This is a genomic window from Methanobacterium sp. (assembly GCA_016222945.1).
Lineage (GTDB): Archaea > Methanobacteriota > Methanobacteria > Methanobacteriales > Methanobacteriaceae > Methanobacterium_D.
On the sequence record JACRPY010000002.1, the window covers coordinates 260,097 to 280,394 of the forward strand.

Annotated in this window: 19 protein-coding genes; 9 read left to right on the top strand and 10 right to left on the bottom strand. The window is 33.7% G+C overall.

Features of this window, described 5'->3' with window-relative positions:
- Positions 1-92: 92 nt before the first annotated feature.
- From HZC47_01290 to HZC47_01310, 5 genes are all read right to left on the bottom strand, one after another.
- Positions 93-545, bottom strand: coding sequence for a hypothetical protein (locus tag HZC47_01290; GenBank protein MBI5679522.1), 453 nt, complete (start codon positions 543-545; stop codon positions 93-95).
- 84 nt (positions 546-629) lie between these two features.
- A complete protein-coding gene (locus tag HZC47_01295) occupies positions 630-866 on the bottom strand; it encodes a hypothetical protein (protein ID MBI5679523.1) in 237 nt (78 codons plus the stop codon).
- A 32-nt stretch (positions 867-898) separates the two neighbouring features.
- Positions 899-1,630 carry a hypothetical protein gene (locus HZC47_01300; GenBank protein ID MBI5679524.1) on the bottom strand — a complete coding sequence of 244 codons (732 nt, stop codon included), beginning with the start codon at positions 1,628-1,630 and terminating at the stop codon, positions 899-901.
- A 20-nt stretch (positions 1,631-1,650) separates the two neighbouring features.
- Positions 1,651-2,814, bottom strand: coding sequence for a hypothetical protein (locus HZC47_01305; GenBank protein MBI5679525.1), 1,164 nt, complete (start codon positions 2,812-2,814; stop codon positions 1,651-1,653).
- Entirely contained in the window at positions 2,739-5,498 is a 2,760-nt protein-coding gene (locus HZC47_01310; GenBank protein ID MBI5679526.1) for a right-handed parallel beta-helix repeat-containing protein, read from the bottom strand. Before HZC47_01310 ends, HZC47_01305 begins: the two co-directional genes overlap by 76 nt.
- A 331-nt stretch (positions 5,499-5,829) precedes the next feature.
- Here HZC47_01310 and HZC47_01315 point away from each other — a divergent pair, with 331 nt between their 5' ends.
- The gene (locus HZC47_01315; protein ID MBI5679527.1) at positions 5,830-7,374 is read left to right on the top strand and encodes an MFS transporter; all 1,545 of its coding nucleotides are present in this window, start codon (positions 5,830-5,832) and stop codon (positions 7,372-7,374) included.
- 105 nt (positions 7,375-7,479) lie between these two features.
- Here the strand turns inward: HZC47_01315 and HZC47_01320 are convergent, their stop codons facing one another.
- Positions 7,480-7,641 carry a hypothetical protein gene (locus HZC47_01320; protein MBI5679528.1) on the bottom strand — a complete coding sequence of 54 codons (162 nt, stop codon included), beginning with the start codon at positions 7,639-7,641 and terminating at the stop codon, positions 7,480-7,482.
- Positions 7,642-8,176: 535 nt separating this feature from the next.
- On the opposite strand from HZC47_01320, the gene HZC47_01325 reads away from it, so the two are divergent.
- The 4 genes from HZC47_01325 to HZC47_01340 all read left to right on the top strand — a co-directional run bounded on the left by HZC47_01325 (position 8,177) and on the right by HZC47_01340 (position 10,543).
- Entirely contained in the window at positions 8,177-9,169 is a 993-nt protein-coding gene (locus HZC47_01325) for a calcium/sodium antiporter (GenBank protein MBI5679529.1), read from the top strand.
- Positions 9,170-9,173: 4 nt separating this feature from the next.
- On the top strand, positions 9,174-9,605 hold the full coding sequence (locus HZC47_01330; protein MBI5679530.1) for a universal stress protein: 432 nt from the start codon (positions 9,174-9,176) through the stop codon (positions 9,603-9,605).
- A 155-nt stretch (positions 9,606-9,760) separates the two neighbouring features.
- Positions 9,761-10,216, top strand: coding sequence for a hypothetical protein (locus HZC47_01335; protein ID MBI5679531.1), 456 nt, complete (start codon positions 9,761-9,763; stop codon positions 10,214-10,216).
- A gap of 144 nt (positions 10,217-10,360) precedes the next feature.
- Positions 10,361-10,543 carry a hypothetical protein gene (locus HZC47_01340; GenBank protein ID MBI5679532.1) on the top strand — a complete coding sequence of 61 codons (183 nt, stop codon included), beginning with the start codon at positions 10,361-10,363 and terminating at the stop codon, positions 10,541-10,543.
- Positions 10,544-10,695: 152 nt separating this feature from the next.
- Here HZC47_01340 and HZC47_01345 read toward each other — a convergent pair whose 3' ends face one another.
- On the bottom strand, positions 10,696-13,458 hold the full coding sequence (locus tag HZC47_01345) for a cation-transporting P-type ATPase (protein MBI5679533.1): 2,763 nt from the start codon (positions 13,456-13,458) through the stop codon (positions 10,696-10,698).
- Positions 13,459-13,604: 146 nt separating this feature from the next.
- Between HZC47_01345 and HZC47_01350 the strand changes: the two genes are divergently transcribed.
- The 3 genes from HZC47_01350 to HZC47_01360 are packed head-to-tail and all read left to right on the top strand — an operon-like array spanning position 13,605 to position 15,762.
- Entirely contained in the window at positions 13,605-14,984 is a 1,380-nt protein-coding gene (locus tag HZC47_01350; GenBank protein ID MBI5679534.1) for an NAD(P)/FAD-dependent oxidoreductase, read from the top strand.
- A gap of 20 nt (positions 14,985-15,004) precedes the next feature.
- A complete protein-coding gene (locus tag HZC47_01355) occupies positions 15,005-15,322 on the top strand; it encodes a hypothetical protein (GenBank protein ID MBI5679535.1) in 318 nt (105 codons plus the stop codon).
- Between the two features lie 26 nt (positions 15,323-15,348).
- A complete protein-coding gene (locus HZC47_01360) occupies positions 15,349-15,762 on the top strand; it encodes a hypothetical protein (GenBank protein MBI5679536.1) in 414 nt (137 codons plus the stop codon).
- 1 nt (position 15,763) lies between these two features.
- Here the strand turns inward: HZC47_01360 and HZC47_01365 are convergent, their stop codons facing one another.
- The 3 genes from HZC47_01365 to HZC47_01375 form a co-directional block, all read right to left on the bottom strand.
- Complete coding sequence (locus tag HZC47_01365) at positions 15,764-16,195, bottom strand: heavy metal-binding domain-containing protein (GenBank protein MBI5679537.1); 432 nt, start codon at positions 16,193-16,195, stop codon at positions 15,764-15,766.
- Between the two features lie 28 nt (positions 16,196-16,223).
- Positions 16,224-17,411: a redox-regulated ATPase YchF gene (locus tag HZC47_01370; GenBank protein ID MBI5679538.1), complete on the bottom strand. Its 1,188-nt coding sequence runs from the start codon at positions 17,409-17,411 to the stop codon at positions 16,224-16,226.
- A 167-nt stretch (positions 17,412-17,578) separates the two neighbouring features.
- Positions 17,579-19,387, bottom strand: a complete 1,809-nt coding sequence (locus tag HZC47_01375; GenBank protein MBI5679539.1) for a S8 family serine peptidase — start codon at positions 19,385-19,387, stop codon at positions 17,579-17,581.
- Between the two features lie 279 nt (positions 19,388-19,666).
- Here HZC47_01375 and cbiE point away from each other — a divergent pair, with 279 nt between their 5' ends.
- Positions 19,667-20,284, top strand: a complete 618-nt coding sequence (gene cbiE / locus HZC47_01380) for a precorrin-6y C5,15-methyltransferase (decarboxylating) subunit CbiE (protein MBI5679540.1) — start codon at positions 19,667-19,669, stop codon at positions 20,282-20,284.
- The last annotated feature ends 14 nt before the right edge of the window (positions 20,285-20,298 follow it).

Below are 20,298 nucleotides of genomic sequence, written 5' to 3' on the forward strand. Positions count from 1 at the left end.
TCGAGTTTTAAAAATAATCTTTAACAAATCTTAGGATGAAAAAAGTGTTTTCTTTGAGGATTCTTTTAAGTTAGAGAAAGATGGAGATTAGATTAAAATACTGAATGGAATAAGTTTTGGGAATAAGCTAACCAGATAATAATAAATAACGTTATAATCGAACCAATAATGGGTGCACCATATCTAATTAAAGGTCTTTGATCATTTATTTGTATTTTAGAGAGCTTATAATCATGAGTATAATCATATGTGACTATAATGATTCCAAATGTTAAAAATATTGTGAATACAGTTTCTATTAGGTTGTTTACAGTATATAATGGCGATGATAATTGAATAAAAGTTATAATTAATGATGTTACTAAAATTACTCCGGTTATTGCAAGATAAAGTTTGTTATTATGGTAATTTTTCATTTCAAATATTCCAGTTGTAATGCAGTAAATCCCTACTCCTGCCATAAAGAACACGTGATTACCCAATAAAGACAAAAATATTAAATAAATACCTACTAAAATTGCCCATATCGGTGAATTTAGTTTCATTTTTATCAATCACAATTTAATTATTCCTTAAAATAAATAGCTTAATTTGTCTTCATTAGCTTTAAAAGATCTCTTTTTTTGGATTTAATTAGAATGTTTTTCTTCCTTAATTTCCTGTTCTGGTTCTTTGCCTTTTATTAGTCTGTATGTTATTGTTGTTGCAAAAAACACTAATCCTAATAATATTAACCGTTCTAAGGGATGCTTACTAAAACTGTAGCCTGGCCAAATCGCTGGAACACCAATAGCTATACCACTAAACAGTAAAATAAAAACTAAAACAGCCACAACAATTGCAATAACATTTCTAACATTCACCATTAAACACGTCCATCTAAGATATAACTTTTAATTCACATTAACTTACTAATATCCGTATTAATTAACTTTAAATATGTTTTATGTGCCTTAATAATATCAAAAGTGTTTATTTTATCTCTACTCTCAACCACAGCACTACAACCAGACAAAAGCTTCAAAAAAGCTTTTTCAGTGACTGAAAATGTTGTTGATACTCTTTCAGTCCCTTTCCAGTTATTAAACTCCTGGACAAACAAAATTTCACGCACACTATTAAAAAGTTTTTTTGCTTTTTTATCACCCCATTTAACTTTTCCCAACCGTTTAAAGAACTCAACAGTAGGTTCAGGAGTTTCTTGACTTGAATCAAAATCTTCAAGCATTAATGTTATTCTTGTGGCCATTTCTCCTTTTTCTGCTTTGTATAAATCTTCTTGATAGATTTTATGGCCAATTCTAATGCTGTAAAGGTCTGTGATGAAAGTATAAATCACCCAAAAATCTTTTACTGTTATTAATGGTGCAAATGGTATGTTTAAAGGAAAATTACTTAAATATTTAGTTGATAAAAGCTCTAAATCCGTGTATTCCTTATTTTTAACAGCATAACTCTTATCAACACTCGAATCGATGGGATTACCCAAATGAACCAATTTCTCATAAACCCATGAATCAGTTAAACTTAATATACCTTCCACTACTTCTTTCAGTCCTTCAATATCACTGAAGTCTTTTAGTACTTTTTCTGCTACTTTTTCTGTTGGTTCTGCGTGTAATAATCCCATAAATAATTACCTCCCTCATATTACCATGGCCATACTTTGCCTTTTATCCAGTTGACTGTGTTGTTTACCGTGTTTATAACATTATTCGCCACTGTTTTAACAGTTTTTACAGCATTACTTATTGCTGTTTTAACTTTGGTAACTACTTTGTTTACTGCTGTTTTAACTTGGGTGATAGTTTTATTTACAACTGTTTTAATTGCTGCTGCTGTTTTAACTACAGCGGTTTTAGCGTTTGAAATAGCGGCACTTGCTAGTTGTGCTGTATACGTAATATTATCATTTAAAAGTTTCCCTGTTTTAAAATAAGCATCTTTTAGTTTTCCTATAGGATCTGAAATAAACCCTCCAAGGTCACCTATGCCTCGTTTAAGCTGGAAATCATTTAAATATTTCGCAGCACTAATCAAATTTTCATTTTTAGTTAATTTAGCCCCAAACTCAAGCGTACTAGTAAACCAACCCACAGGATTAGGGAAAATCACATTACTAACTCCTGAAACAAGATTCTTCAAATTTTCAGGGTTGTCTAATTTAAGTTTTTTACCTAAATCTCCTGTAAAATCTCCAATTTTTCTTATTAGCCAGTTGTCTCCTAGGTTTATGTTTAGTCCTAGTTTTTCTAGTATTCCTGCACCTTTTAGGGCTTTACCTCCCCAGGATGCTACTCTTGCAATTGGGATTAGTGATACAAGGTTAATTAAGGTGTTTCCCATGGACATGTCGCCGTTTTCATCTATTCCTAGTCCAAAGTCTAGTAAAGCTTTGATGTTTCCTACGCCCCATCCATCCCAATTTTTGTAGCCAGGAATAGTTAGGAAAGTATAATTAAAGTAATCCCAAGGATTACCAGTTTGAATCGCTTTTTGAGTAGCCTCCATACTTTTTATCGCAGCATAACTACATGGATCATACGGATTAAATAAACCCGTATACACCGCCCCAAACAAGTTCTCCATTTCAGCAGTACTTAGTGGTGTTCCTCGCCCATCAGGATTCATGGTCAACGCATTTCCAGTATAATACTTGTTGAATTGTTCTGTGGTCATGATTACTGTTCCCAGGAACGGATCCTGTATGATATAATTATCGCCAAGTTTGCCGAGTATTATGGCATAATGATTGTTTCCTGTGTTAAACCATACATACTGATGCCTTGGTCGGTTAATCCACCAATCTGTGATATAAGATTAGCATCTGCACGTGCTCCTAAACTGTTTAAAAGATTACCTAAAGCCATAGCTCCACAAAGATTATTATTCGGTGCTGGATCAGCAGGTTTACGAGGAATTCTATGAGGTGTAACCGGTTGGCTGTTCACCGGAGTGCTTAATGTGCTTGTTAGTGTTTGTTGGTCAATTGTGGTGGTTAGTGTGTAGCTTCCCGGGTTGAAGACTTGTAGTTGTGTCCAGGCACTGTTATTAATTAGGGGTGCTGTTTCTGGGTAGACATCACCACCGTTGTTTATAAAGAATTGCACCAGAAATGAGGGAATCTCCATTTTCAATTCTTCTCCTGTGCTGCTACGGAGAGTTACAGTGATATCATATATTTGCCCTGGATTTATAGTGCCTGATGGTACGTTTAAAACCGCAACAGCCTGGTTGTTGGTGTTTATATTCATTCCTGTGATGCAGATAGGGTTTTTTTGTCCCCACCAATTATATTGGGCATCGACTGTTCCATGACCATTGTTGTGAAGGTTATGAGTGTTACCCGCGATACGATTGTAGTTTAATGTGTTGTTAGTGCCATTTTCAACAAGTATAGCATTTGGGTTTCCTGTGATATTGTTTTGAATGAATGTATTGTTGCTGCCGTTTATTATTAAACCGTTTTCTGTGTTATTATGAACATTATTACCTGTTAAATTGTTATTGTCCCCGTTTATAGTGCTTCCATTAGTACTATTAAAGATTAATGTACTGTTAACATGGTTTTCACTTCCATTCACTATCAAACCATTAGTATTATTCTGCAACAAACTACTATCCAACGTGTTATTGTTTCCATTAAATATGATCCCAGTTTGGTTGTTAAAACGACTGGTAATATTAGAAAAAGTGTTATTATCGCCAATAACCTGTAAACCATTCCTATTCAATGTTAAAATAGTATTGTTCATCTGATTATTATTTCCAGTGATGGTTAAACTGTAACCATTATCTAGGAGGATGTTAAAGAGTGTTAGAATGTTGTTTATATTGTTATTATTTCCCTGGATGTTTATTCCTTGGCCGTTACGGATTATGGTGTTTCCCAACATATTCAAAAAATCAACAACATCATTATCACCACGGATCAGGAGTCCTGTGCCATTATTATCAGTTAAACCATTCCCAGTAACAATGTTATTTCCATTGATGTACATTGCAGTGTTGTTTTGATTGCTAACACTATTATTAGCCACAACATTACCCTTACCAGTTATAAAGAAACCATTGGTTCCGTTAAGCACACCTGAACCATTTACCAGGTTATTGTTTTCGTTTAAAGTTAAAGCATTAGTGTTATTTAATAAAAATATATTATTAATGTTATTTAAATTTCCGTTTAAGATTAATCCATTGGTATTGTTTAAAAAGTAACTGTCATTTAAACGGTTTCCATTACCATCAATCAAAACGCCGTTCAATGTGTTATAAACCACAGTTAGATTGGTTAAAACATTACCATCACCACTTAAGTGTAGTCCGTTGGTGTTTCCGAATAGTTGTGTTCCGTTTAGTAGGTTGTTGTTTCCTGTGAATTCTAGTGCGTAGTTGTTGGCTAGGACACTGTTGTTTAGGAATAAAAGTGTTCCTAGAATATTATTATTTCCTGTGAGTTTTATTCCTATACCATTTCTGTATATTTGGGTGTCGGTAATGGTGGGATTGTTTAAATTATTTCCATAGGTATCCATACTTATACCCCATCCACTATTATCCATTATAAGGTTATTAGAAACAGGATTACTGTAAGGAGTGGTGATACCATACACATTATTAGTCACAGTGTTAAAAGAAAACTGATTACCGTTACTATTGGTGAATGCTGCTCCGTAGGGATTGTATTGGAATGTGTTACCTATTATGGGTGTTGAATCGGTACTTGTAAGCCATAAACCTGCAATATGATTACTATTAGCGTTGTTTGTGACAACAGCACTACTACCACTACTTTCTAGATTAATACCAGTCCACCCATTACCATTTGCAACATTATTTTGAATCCAACTATAAGGGCTTAATCGTAAAAAGATACCATGACCACCATTACCATTAACCACATTACCACTTAAACTAGAACCAGGAGAATTATAAAGATAAATACCAGTATAAACAGAACCAACCACCGTATTACCTGTTAATGTTGATGTAGAACTGTCCAATAACCCTATTCCTACCTCACCATTATTTGCCACGTAATTATTAGAAAACACAGAATTAGTATTAGTTAAAAGAACACCAAACCGTTTATTATTAATAATAGTGTTACCATTGAAGTTTCCGTTGATTGCGTAGTGTCCTTCATAATTACCGTGTATTCCATAATTTGAAAGACCATTACCATCCAAAACCAAACCAGAAACAACAACATCACTACTCCACACATCAACCAAAGTATGAATACTCTCAGTAGCCCTTAAAACCGCACCACCAGGATTAGCAGCAAACAATTTCCAAGACTTTAAAACCTCAATAGGCTCATCCACACTATAAACACCATTATTAAATATAATGGTGTCACTGTAGCCCGCAGCACCCAAAACAGATTTATAATTACCAGGATTAGCATAATGAGTATCAGCAAAAACAGTGCCTAAACTAAATGAAGATGCTATAAATAAAAACAACACTGATGCAATAAAAAACCTAAAATTCATAATACAATAATAATAAATTATTCAATAAATACTTAACGGTAACAACTTCACCATTCCCACAAAAAACAAATATAATTTTCTCCTCAATATGATCAAAAAAAATAACCTAAACTGAACCCTTCAACTCCCTTAACTCCCTTTTCATCTCCAGCACCGTGTCAAATAACCGGTTATTCGGTCTTTGTAATGTCCAGAATACCATCAAGGGAAAAATTAACTGGGGAACTTTTCACATTTATGTATTCGATATACCTCAGGTAACTTTTTCTTAAATTTTTTAAAAAAAAATTTAACTAATAGTCCCCTAAAAATAACATTGGGAGACATTTTTTTGGAAAATAATTCTAAACCTTCTGAAATTAGTTGGACCGCTATTATAATTGTTTCATTATCTTCATTTATCATAGCACTTGATTCTACTTTTATGAACGTAGCTATAGGCAATTTAATAGTAGATCTGAACACCACTATACCTACTATACAGATAATAATCAGTGTTTATGCACTGACCATGGCTTCATTAATGCTTCTAGGGGGTAAGATGCAAGATGTAGTGGGTAGGAAAAATGCATACATTGCTGGTGCCGTTATTTTTGGATTTGGAACAGCTATAGCTGCTTTGAGTGTTAATTCAACCATGTTATTGATTGGATGGTCAGTTTTTGAAGGTATTGGTGCGGCCCTGATGACACCGGCCACAGCTTCAATCATTGTTGGAATGTATAGTGGAAAAAACCGTGAATTCGCCCTGGGGATTCGAACATCCCTAGCTACTGCAGGTGCAGGAGTCGGACCACTCGTAGGAGGATTTTTAGCCACATTCTTTAGTTGGAGATGGGGTTTTGGACTTGAACTGATTATTATAATAATTATCCTGGCATTATCACGAAAGCTGAATTACTTCCCGCCATCAATGAAACTTAGAGATTTAGACAAATGGGGGGTGCTTTTATCTTCATTAGGACTTTTATTATTTGTTATAGGAATTTTAAGAATTAATTCTAACGAAAACTTTGAGATATCTGCATTTATAATAGGAATGGGGATATTACTATTAATATTATTCTATTTAAGAGAAAAAAGAGTTATTAGTAGAGATGAACGACCGCTTACTGATATCAGACTGTTTAAAAATAGAAACTTTGCTCTGGGAACACTTTCCAGACTGGTACTGAATCTGGCCCTTGCTGGGGCTGTATTCATATTGCCTGTTTTTTTCCAGCAAGAAACAGGTGCCGACGCATTCACAACAGGCCTTACTCTTTTACCATTAACTATTGGGGTTTTGATCTTTTCAATAGCATCATCTAAACTATCAAACCGAATTGCACCCCACCATCTCATTTCCATAGGATTTTTAATTGCATTATTATCCAGTTATTATCTCAGCTATCAGTTCAACTTGAATACCCACGTATTTGATATTATTCCTGGAACCTTATTTCTGGGAATGGGATTAGGTTTAGCCCTGCCATTAACTGCAAACCTAATTTTATCCTCGGCAAGTTCAGATAAGCAAGCGGATGCTTCAGGTATTATGTCCACCAGTGCAAATCTGGGATCATCCATGGGAACTGCAGTTATAGGGATTATCCTCATAATTGGAACAATCAACGGATTATATGCAGCGTATGATCAGATCTATCCCAACCAATTTACGAAAAGTGAAATCGATCAAAAACTGGCATTATATCAAGAGAAAAAAAATGCAACTACAACATTTAATGTCTTAAAAGGGAATGAAAACTTTACTTTATACACAATTGTTAATAAAACCATCAGAAATGCAATGAAAACTGCATTTGACTTTATATTTATCATATTCTTAATAAGCTTCATAATTTCGCTATTCATAAAGCCATTGAAACTTAAGTAGCCTATTATTCTATTTATGAAATCTAAAAAAACTAATATAATCTTTTTAAAGCACTTTCAGTAACTTCATCTAATTTTTTCCTCAAATAAAATCAAAAAAAATAACTTAAACTGAACCCTTTAATTCCATTAATTCCTGTTGCATCGCCGATACTGTATCATATAACCGGTTATTTTGATCCTTTAATTCCCGGTAGTTTATTTTTAATTCTTTGTAGTCAGATATACTGACCGGTGGCTTCATGTCGTTTATTGTGACATGTTCCATATACTTGGAGTAAACCTGTTTTAAAGTGTCTTCACTGGCTAGGAAGTAGGCGTCTCTTACCCGATCTTTGTATTTGGCCCATCATGTGTTCACGGATTTCCTCAGGCATAATCGCATTAATCAATTGTGTATTGAAAAATTTACGCATCATATGACTCGTAACACGACGGAATTCTCCTTTCTCTTCCTGTTCCCAGCCGAGATATTTATTTAAACGCCTGTACTGTTTGGAACGGCAATAGTTGCCATAAAACCTTTACCAGACTTATAACTTGAAAATAAAGCTTCCTCTGGTTTAGGGTCTATTCTCTCAATCTTTAAATAAGTTTCTACGGCTTTAACTGTTTCTTCACTTAGAAATGTTGTGAATTTAACAAGGCAAATATTTATAGAAAAAAAGTAACTTAGAGTGACTTCCTGTTAATGGTAATTTATATAACTGATATTTTCACTTTTTTTAAACTTATGATGGTTAGATATGAGATAACAATTTCGTAAATGATATTTTCATGACTTTAGAAACTGGTGAAAAAATATGATTGTATTAATTTCATTAATAGCAGTTCTAGTAATTTCGTTATTGATTGTAATAAAGGCGGCAGATTTATTTGTTGATAATCTGGTAGAGGTGGGTGAAGTGGTTGGGATCTCTCAAATAATTTTAGGGGTTACTGCTTCAGCTATTGGAACTTCTCTTCCTGAATTTGGTTCTGCAATGATTGCTACTTTATCAGGTAGTCCGGATATTGGTGTTGGAGTTGTTATAGGTTCGAATATATGGAATATTGCAGGAATACTTGGTATTTCCGCAACATTTGCTGGAGTTATTAAGACTAGTCCTAAAGGATTATCCCGAGATGGAGCAGTAACACTTGCTACAGCATTAATTCTTATATTTTTCATGTTCTTTGGAGATATTGGTAAAATAGCAGCTATTGTTTTTATAGCAGTCTATGCAATTTATCTAAGAAGTCTAATAAAAGCTCAAAAAGAAGAAACTGCTGAAAATAATGAAAAACAAATTGAAAATGAGTCTGAAATTAAAGAAGGTTCAGTTCTATCTAAACTTAAAACTATTAGCCCCAAAACGATAATATGGATAGTAGTAGGCCTTGCAGGGTTAATTGTAGGATGTAGACTATTGGTGTATAGTGGAGTAGAAATTGGAAAAATTTTAGGTATTCCTGAAATGATTATGGGGCTTTTTACACTGGCAATAGGAACAAGCATACCCGAACTTGTAGTTACTTTCTCATCTGCTATGAAAGGACTGCATGATTTATCAATAGGAACTGTACTTGGAAGTAACACATTTAATATCATGATAGGTATTGGAGTACCTGCCCTTATTCTAAATGTACCTGTAGAACCTCTTTCACTTACCTTTGATGCTCCGGCAATGATTTTTGTCACTATATTGGTCCTGCTAATGATAAAAAGAGGCATGAAACTAACTAGAGTTGATGGAATCATATTAATGGCAGTTTATATTACTTATGCAGTTGTAAGAATAGGATTTTTAGGGTGATTAAATGTATAAAAAAATATTAATAACAAGTACTGGCGAATATCTGGATGAAATAATGGAACATACTATTGATTTGGTAGATGGAAGAACAATGAAAGTCATTGGACTATATGTTGCAGAAACGTCTGCGCCTTTCCTAACTCCAAGTAAAGTAAAAGAATTGATGGTTAAAGAGTTAAAAGAGAGAGGAAAAGAAGTTTTAAGAGGTATAGAACAAGAATTCAAAAAACCAGATTGTGAAAAAATCAAGTTTATTCCTATGCTTGTTGAGGGGGATCCAGCATCGGAGATTGTTAAAATTGCTGAAAAAGAAAACGTAGACGTTATAGTCATGGGTACTGGTAAAAATAAAATAGATAAGCATTTGCTTGGAAGCGTCTCCGAAAAGGTTGTTCACTCTGCTCCGTGCACTATATTACTTGTAAGGATAGTATAATAAATTAATTTATTTTTTTTAGAAGTATTATACAATTTAAATAATACTTTTTCAATGTTTTATATATAAAACTATGATGGTTAAATATGAAGTAATATTTACTACTAATGAAAAAATATATAAAATGACAATTATTTCTTTAATTCGGTGTTTTCATGATTAACAAAGTAACTGCAATAAAATATTGTAACTGGTGCGGTGATCCTTTTGAAGTTAAATCACCCAATCAAAAGTATTGTTCGCCCTCAAAAAAGAACTGTAGTAAAGAAGCTAAACGTGAAAGTTGGCGTAAAGCTGCAGGTAAATACAGGAAGAAATATAAAAATGTTTTACAAATATCACAAGTTTATAAAACAGGAACAGGATTTTTAAGCAGTACACCATATGATGATTTTGATAAAGAATATGCAGCTTTAGTTAAAGAAAGAAAAAGGCTAAAATTAAATGGATTGTTAATAGGTTTAAGTCCATTGCTTCAATTTACTTGCAGGCCTTTTATGGAAACTCCTTTAAACCGTAATTTTTTCTCAATTTTTGAATTATATCCATATTTATTAGTTTTAGCTTTATTATTAGTTGGGACCATCGTTTTTGGAATATATCATGATTAATAATTATTTCTAATTTTTTATGTAAAATTATGATGGTTAACTATGAAAGGAAATAACTTAAATTTTCTTTTTATTTTTCTTAATGCATTTCCCTGAAAACCAAATTTAGTGGATTTCATTATTTTGCAGAGGATTCTGATAGTTATGGCAAAGAAAAAACAAAAACCTAAAAAAACACCTAAAAACAATAAAAAAACTGAAGTAACCAAAATTATGAATGATTCAGAATATAAGAATTTGAAATACATGTTTATAGCTTTACTTATAGCAAGTATTCTGTTCCTGGCTGTATATCTCGTTGGATTTATTAATATTTTATTAAAATAGCTTTATAATATTAAATATGCCATTTTATTCACGATAAAAGAATTATTTCATGATTATCCATTTATATTGGAAATCAAGTTTAAAAAAATAATCTTTAACTAGTTTTAGGATAAAAAATGAGTTTTCTTTGAAAACACAATTCATAACCAATTTTATCTCCTTCTTCTAACAAAATATTTCCTTAATTCATCTGCAAAAAACATTATAGGTATAAATGTAATTACATAAAGCCAGTCAGTGATTCCAAGAGCGGTTGTGTTAAATATGATTTGTAGATAGGGTATATATACTATTGAAAGCATGACTACAACTTCAAAAGCAATTCCCATAGGTACCCATCTATTTTTAAACAACCCTACCTCAAATGTAGATGTTCTGGTGGTTTGACAGCCTATTAGGTTTCCTATCTGTGCAGCGACAATACCTACAAATACCATGGTGGTTGCTTTAATGTATAGTGGGTCAGAAAATGGAAGGGCTTGTCCTAACTGCCATCCTCCATTATGGAGTGTCCAAAAGTATCCTGACATCACAAGAGCTGCTTCTATTAATCCGAGAAATATATATCCTCTAAATACAACTCCAAAATTTAAAAGCCGTTCTTTCCGGGATCTTGGGGGCCGGTTCATCACATCAGATTCTGAAGGACCCACACCCAGTGCAAGTGCAGGGACTGTGTCTGTTCCCAGGTCAATTGCAAGTATTTGCATTACAGTAATTGGAAGCGGAATTTTAAATAGAACCATTAATACAAATGGAATGATTTCTGCGGTTTCGTGGGCAAAAATATAGGTTATAAACTTTCTTATGTTTTCATAGATGGTTCTACCTTCCCTAATGGCCTCTACAATTGATGCAAAATTATCGTCAGTTAAAACCATGTCAGAAGCTTCTTTTGCAACGTCTGTACCGGTTATTCCCATTGCAATTCCTATATCTGCCTTTCTAAGTGCTGGAGCGTCATTTACACCATCTCCAGTCATAGCAACGATTTCATCTTCATCTTCAAGTATGGAGGCAATTCTCATTTTATGCTCGGGAACAGCCCTTGCAAATATTACATTTTGTTTTGATTTTAAAATATTGCCTACTTCTTCATCAGACATCTCTGTAAGTTCTTTCCCTTTTATTATTTGGCATTTACCACTTACAATTCCAATTTCTTCTGCTATGGCGTTTGCTGTAAGTCCATAGTCGCCTGTTATCATTATTATTCTAATTCCTGCCTGATGACATTGTGCTACAGCATCTTTAACTTCTGGACGGGGCGGATCTTGCATAGCCATCATGCCCACTAATATCATATCTTTTTCAACGGTTTCAGGCCGGTAATCATCAAAATCGTTTGGAAGATTTCTGTAAGCTACTCCAAGTATTCTAAGTCCCTGTTTTGCAAGATTATCATGTATTTTAATAATTTTTTCCTTTTCATCCTCTTTTAATGGTCTTATTTTCCCATTTTCTGAGATATAATTGCTGAGGGAAATTATTTTTTTAGGAGCTCCTTTGATATAAGCGACTTTTTTATCTTCTTTCTGGTGGATAGAACTCATAGATTTCCTTTTAGAGTCAAAAGGAAGTTCTGTTATTCGTGGAATTCGTTCAAGTTCTTCTTCCAGGTTAAATCCACTTTTATATGCAGCTACAATTAGTGATGCTTCTGTGGGGTCTCCTAAGATTTTCCATTTGCCTGTTTTGTCTTGAGGGGGAATGAGTTTGGCATCATTACAAAATGCAGATGTTCGCATGAGTAATTTAAGCTCTTTCATTTCATCATAACTAATTTCTGAACCTTTATGCAGAAATTCACCTTCGGGGGAGTATCCTGATCCGGTTACATCAATTAATTCGCAAGGTATCCATATTTTACGGACGGTCATCTCATTTTTAGTTAGAGTACCTGTTTTATCGGTGCAGATAATTGTTGTAGACCCTAATGTTTCTACACTGGACAATCTTTTTATAAGAGCATTTTTAGTGACCATTTTTTTTGCTGCAGCAGCAAGTGAAAGGGTAACTGTGGGTAAAAGTCCTTCTGGAACATTTGCAACGGTTAATCCAATGGCAAAAAGGAAAGCAAGCTCTAAAGGAAAACCTACAACAAAAATATTAACGGCAAACAATGTAAAACCCATTAAAATAGCAATGATTGCAATTATTTGGGCTAATCTACCTATTTCTTTTTGAAGAGGGCTTGGAACTTCTTTTACAGTTTGAGTAAGTGTTGCAATCTTACTAAATTCTGTTTGTGTTCCTGTTGCAAAAACAACAGCTTTTCCTGAGCCTGATGAAACATTTGTACCTGCAAAAATAAGATTATGCATCTCTACGAAATTATCATTTTCAACGCTTATTTCTTCAGCTTCTTTACGTACTGGCCGTGATTCTCCTGTAAGCGTGGAATTATCTATTTTAAGTTGAAAAGCCTCAGTAAGTCTTGAATCAGCAGAAATGTTGTCTCCTTCTCCAAGTACGATTAAATCTCCAGGAACAAGTTCTGCTGCAAGTATTTCTCTTTTTTCACCCTCTCTTATGACTTTTGCAGTGGATGGGAGTATTTTTTTAAGGGCTTCAGTAGCTTTCTCTGCTTCATACTCCTGCCAGAAGCTGAAAAGAGCGTTAATTACAATTACGGCAATAATTGCAAATCCAAGTTGTGGAGTTCCAGAAATAAAAGCCAGAATGCTTGCAGCCCATAAAAGGAGGGCCAGTATATTATAGAAATTTTCTAAGAATTTAAAAATTAAAGGTTTTTGTTTTATTTCTTCTATTTGGTTCGGTCCATATTTTTCAAGCCTTTGTTTAGCTTCTTCTTCACTTAAACCATGTTTAGATGTACTAAGTAGGGAATATACCTCAGAAGGCGGTGATTTATAAATACTTAACTCTTTTAAATAGAGTTCATCTTGATCCATAGTTACACGGACTTGAATTTTTTTTGATATTAAGTCATTTCAAACGGGCATTTTTTATTTACACTTGAAATTTACCTCTTGTAATAAAATAATAGACTACGTTATTCTTTATAATGTTTAAAATATAAATAATAATGGGGTATTTCATGGAATGCGATGTTGTGATAATTGGAGCAGGACCTGCAGGGCTATTTGCAGCAGATAAATTGGCTGATCACTTTAAAATTATTGTAGTTGATAAAGGAAGAGGAATAGACACCAGAAAATGTGTTGCTCTTAAAAATAGGAATTGTGGAAAATGTTTACCATGTAATATAACTGGAGGACTTGGTGGAGCAGGTGGACTATCAGATGGTAAGCTTAACTTAAGACCAGATATTGGTGGTAACCTTGAAGAATTTGTAAGCAAAGAAGAAGCATGGAATATAATAAATGAAATCGATGAATTCTTCTTAAAACATGGGGCACCTGAGGAACTATATAAACCTTCAAAAAAGGATATATCCACTATTTTGAAAAAATCTGCCGCTACTGGAATTAAATTTATCCCTATTATTCAAAGACATATAGGTTCAGATAAAACGCCCGATGTTATAAACTCTATTAAAGAAAGTATTGAAGATAAAGGTGTTTCATTTTTACTTGAAACAGAAGTTAAAGATATTAAAGCAGATAAAACAGTGAAAGGAGTAACTTTGAAAGATAAAACTGGAAATGAGTTTGAAATAAAATCTAATTATATAGTCGCTGCTCCGGGGCGCGTGGGGGCTTACTGGTTTTCTGACCAACTAAAAAAGCTTAAAATCCCTGTAAATTATAATCCTGTGGATATTGGGGTTAGGGTTGAAGTTCCACATATTGTGATGGATTTTATAACAAAAATAAATTGGGATCCTAAATTTCATATAACAACAAAGACATATGATGACTTTGTAAGAACATTCTGTACATGTCCTAAAGGATTTGTTGTTGAAGAAGTTTATGATGGATTTGTAGGTGTAAATGGACATTCTATGCGTGAAAAAGTTTCTGAAAATACTAATTTTGCATTTTTAGTTAGGGTGGAGCTTACAGAACCAATAGAAAACACTTCTGCATATTTATTTGCAATTGCAAGTATGGCCAATACTCTTGGGGGAGGAAAACCAATTATTCAAAGGCTTGGAGACCTTAAAAGAGGGAGAAGATCAACATGGAACCGTATTGAAAAGAGTAATATTTCCCCAACATTTAAAAATGTAGTTCCGGGCGATATTGCAATGGCCCTCCCTCATAGAATGGTTGTTGATATTTTAGAGGGTCTTGAAGCCTTAAATGAAGTTATTCCTGGAGTAGCGTCAGATTCAACTATTCTTTATGCTCCAGAAATAAAATTATATGCAATGAGGGCTAAAGTAAATCAGGGAATGGAAACTCCTGTTAAAGGGCTTTATGTTGCAGGGGATGGTGCTGGAGTTTCAAGGGGAATTGTTGGAGCTGCAGCAACAGGGATAATAGCTGCGAATGATATTTTAAAAAAAATTTAATTAATAAAGTGCTGATATAAATGAAAAATCAGATTAAGGATTTAAAAATTACAAAAATATTAATTATTATTTTTATTTGCACTATAATTGCAGAAGCATCCATTATTTATATTTATAACCCATATAAAGATGTTAAATGCCCTAATTGTAATTCAACAAACACTAAGTACTGGATGGACGATGAACCAGACATAATATTTGAATGTCTTAACTGTGGGGCGTATTTTTATCAAAATGGCTATATTGTCATGTATAACATGGATATGAATAAAAAATACAATGAAAGCCTTAAAAAAACAAATAACACGAAAATAATTAAAAATAATTCGATTAATTAGTATTTATCCTAATTTGAGGGCTTAAAATGGAAAAAATAAATCCTTACTTGAAATATTTAAATATCACATTGGTTGTGACCATTGTATCCACAATGATCATGTTATACATGTTCGTTAATAGAATAAACATCATTTACAGCAATAATTTTGAAATTTTACTTGTAATTTTGCCTTGTGTTCTTGGTGGAACTGCAGCGGCACTTTTATCCAATGGAATCCGTGGAATTATAGTTTCAATGGTTGTTGGAGCTTTATCATTTTGTATATGGTCAAGTATATACGTTTCACTGTTAACTATTATTACAAGCACAGATCCATGGGGTATTGTAATGTTAGTAGTCTGGATACCTGGAACATTGGTAATTGGAGGGATAATGGGTCTGATTGGAGGAGTTATCGGAATATTCATCAAGAAATTATATGAATACATAAGAAAATAACTTATTTCTCTCTTACAATTACAGCGGTTCCATATGCTAAAATTTCTTGCATTACATTGGAAATTTCATTAGAATCGTAACGAACACTTATTACGGCATTGGCACCCATTTGCTGCGCATGATCAATCATTCTGTATACTGCGTCGTCTCTTGATTCTTCCATCATTTTGACGTATTCTTTTATTTCTCCACCAACTATGGAACGTAATCCTGCACCAATTTGACCTCCAACACCCCTACTACGGACAGTTAATCCATAACAAAAACCCTTGGTTTCGACAATTTCATATCCTGGGGCATTATTGGAGCTTACTACAATAAAGCTTTGTTGTAACCCGTCCAGTTCATTATCTTCAGATATTTCGTTTTCAGGGAGAGTAATTCCTTCTCGTTTTGCTTCAAGTTTTCTTTGTATTTCTTCGTGTGATGCCATGTAATCACCAATTATTTAATTTTATTTATTATCGACAAATAATACTTATAATATCTCCGCTTTTAAGTTCATAATCACTGCTAACCCTTCTACCACTCCGGGCATCCATAGCATGCATAAAACTCTCACCAATATCAGTATGAATTACAAATGCTAAATCTCTTGGTTTAGAGTTAGTTTTAATTAAAACCGCATCTGGAAGCACGTTTCCCTTCCCATCACATAATTTATGTTCATCCTCAACGGGATAAACAACAAGCATATCCAGAAGCTCAAAAATCACATTATTTAAAGCTTCCTGCACTCCAGTACTACCATATTTATCCATTACATGTTCTTTAATGTAATTTAATGCATTTTTCTGTGCATCACTTAACTTTTCAGGTTCTACTACTTCAAAGCTGCTTTCTCCAGGAATATAGTTTATTAAGCCAACTTCGGCAGCTTTTACAAGTGCTAACTCTGATTCGGCAGAAGCAGGAATCACATTTTCATATTTTTCCTTTAACCGTTTGATATTTTCTTCAGCATGAGGTAAATCGGCCTTATTAGCCACTATGATCATTGGTTTGGCTATGCGCAGTAGGACACCTAGGAATTCTTTGATGTCATCATCTTCCCATTTAAAATACTCTCCAGGAACTGCTCTTTTTGCTTCAATAATATCTTCTAATGATATTCCAATTCCGCTGAATTGTTCGTGTATTATTCTAGAAAAATCAAGCTTTTCAGAGAGATATTTTCGTATTAACTTGTTCCAGTTCTTCTTTAATATACTAAAAAGCCACATCACTATTTCATATTCTAAAAATTCCACATCATCAAGGGGATCATGTGATCCTGCATCCACAGGCCTTCCTTCTTCATCTGTAGATCCTGATGCGTCAATTATATGTATAAATGCTCTGGATTGCCTTAAATTATCTAAAAATCTGTTTCCAAGTCCACGTCCTTCATGTGCACCGGGAACAAGCCCTGCAACATCAATTAGTTCTACAGGTATCATTCTACGGCCTTCAACACACTTTGAATTTTGGGGATTGCATGTAATTTCCAGTTGGGTGCATGGACACTCTGCTATCACATAGGCAACGGCTTTATTTGCATCTATGGTTGTAAAGGGGTAACTTGCAACTTCTACTTGACTTAAAGTTGCTGAATTAAAAAATGATGATTTTCCAACGTTTGGTTTTCCGGTTACTGCAATTTCTAGCATTTTATCACATTCAATTTTTTATTATCTATTATTATAGTTATTATAATAGCACATAATGGTTTTGGAGATAAACTAAAAAACCTGATAATTAATTCAAATATGTTTAGTGTTGAAATTCACGTTTATATTAATTAAAATAATAAAATTAGAAATAGAACAATATTTAATTAGATAAGTGCATAAGCCTGGTTGTAGCGGGTTTCAGCCCTGTAATACCAGTATCTAACCCATTTATATCTCCATTTATACCTTATTTTTCCTTTATATTTGTATTTTGCCAGATAACGTACTTTATATTTCTTTTTGCTCATTTTCCATGGAACCAGAACCTGATAACTGTAGGTAACGAGACCGTAAATGAAATATGATTCTGCATAAACAGGTGAAAACATACCAGGAGTATCCATTGCCCTAAATTTCAGAATTTTTGAAGTATAAAATGCAATAGGGGAGGTATAAACATAGCTGCTGGTTGTAGGTGTTGTTCCATCCAGAGTATAATATATATGGCCTGCTTTACTTGCTGTTAAGCTTACAATTACTGGAGAGTAATAATATGAACCTCCTCTTAGGTCAGCACTTGCTATTGGGGTGATGGTGTCTGTTATTATGTTTGTAAGAGCTTTAACAGCATTAATCCTGCCGCCTGTAAAGGTTTTCCCAGATAATGAAGCTATATAATCTACATTGCCCATAATGGTATATTTTATCTGTAAACTGTTAAGACCAGGGTTTAATGATTTAATAAGTCCTGCAAGTCCTGAAACATAAGGTGTAGCCATTGAAGTACCGCTTTTATACCCGTAACTGCCAGGTATTGTGCTATATATGCTAAGGCCGGGAGCTGCAACATCCACTGAATTTAAACCATAATTTGAAAAAGAAGCAAGATTGTCAGCTTGTTCTGTTGCTGCAACTGCAATTATATTTGAGCTGGTATAACTTGCAGGATACATTGGAGATACGTCCACATCCATGCCATAATTATTTCCTGCTGCACATACTACAAGGGCAGAGGAAGCATCAATTATGTCTTTAAGCGCCTGAGAATATCCAGTTCCGCCCCATGAGCAGTTTATGATGTGTGCTCCCATGCGGGTTGCATAACTTATGGCAGATACAGCATCTTCTACGTATCCGTGGCCGGTACTGTCAAGGAATTTAAGGGGCATTATTTTTGCATTCCATATGACTCCTGTAACGCCTTGAGCATTGTTACTAACAGCAGCGATAATTCCGGCTACATGGGTCCCATGACTGTTGTCATCGGAAACATCATTAGTGTTTGCAAGGAAATTCCATCCATAAACATCGTCAATGTAACCATTATGGTCATCGTCGATTCCATTTCCAGGGATTTCACCTGTGTTTACCCATAAATTACCGCTGAGGTCTGGATGAAGAAGATTAATTCCTGTATCAACTACTGCAATTATTACATTACTTGATCCGGTTGTAATGTCCCATGCTGCCGGGGCGTTGATTTTAGGAAGTCCCCATAGATAATTAGCAGTATAAGCAGGGTCATTTGGAATTAATTCATTTTTATAGACATAGTTAGGTTCAGCGTAAATTACATAGGGATTTTGTTTGTAAATTGCAACTGCATCTTGTAATGATATACTGGTAGGTATTTTAACCAGCTGTAAACCTTTAACTTCATTATACTCTTTTAGTACAGTAGCGCCTGTCTGTAAATGTGCATTTTGGGATATTTCATCAATATTATCTGTGCTGGAATTAAATCTGATAAATAGTTCACTTGCACTGTAATTTGTGGAAGTAGATGATTCATCTGCAGAAACTGAAGATGAGGAGCCTGTTTGAGTTGAACATCCAGAATAAGAGTTTAAACTTTGATCATAGTTAATAGTGGTTCCTCCATTGCTGTTGGAGTCATCTGCAGCATTAACTGTACTTAAGGAAATAGATACTAAAATAAAAATCAACAGTACTAATATGAAACTTTTTTTCATCTTAATCTCACGTCACTATATTGTTTCACTATATATTAATGGGTGTCACATGGATATATTTTTTATCTAACTTCACTGTGAATTCAATTATATAATTAAAAATAAAAAACATAAAATTTTTAGCAAGGATATGAAATAGTTTAATATAACTAAAAATATCTAATTATAGTTATATCTATTAAAAAAAATAGACTATTACGGACAAAAACGTTAATCTATGATTTAAAATTTGTTTAATTCATCATTAAATGATATATTATCTGAAAAATGAGGTTTGCAATGTCGAAATTGTATATTGTAGGAATAGGGCCAGGATCAAATGATTATTTAACAGAAGCTTCTAGGAAAGCAGTTAAATTATCAGATGTTGTTATTGGAAGTAAAAGGGCACTGGATCTTTTCCAAAAAGATGAAAAAATTGAACTTAACGCCCAAAACATGAAAGACATCATGAAACAAGCAATAAACATGGTAAAAGATGGTAAAAATGTTTCAATCCTTTCAACTGGCGACCCTGGATTTTCAGGAATTTTAAAGCCAATTTTAAAGTTAAATAGCAATATGGATATTGAAGTTATCCCTGGAGTCAGTTCAGTTCAATTATGTGCTGCAAAACTTAAAATATCGTGGGATGAAGCTAATATAATAACATTACATGGAAAAGGAACATCTAAACATGTTTTAGATGTGATAGGCAATGGAAAGCCCACAATGATACTTCCAGATTTTAAACCTGCTGAATTAGCCCAATTTTTAATCGAAAATGATGTTGATCCAGATAGAAAAGTTACAATTTGCGAGAAACTCAGCTACGATGACGAAAAAGTAGTAGAAACATTATTAAAGAATGTTTTAGAAATGGAATTCAGTTATATGGGTATTATGGTGCTTTACTAGGGTTTTACAACATA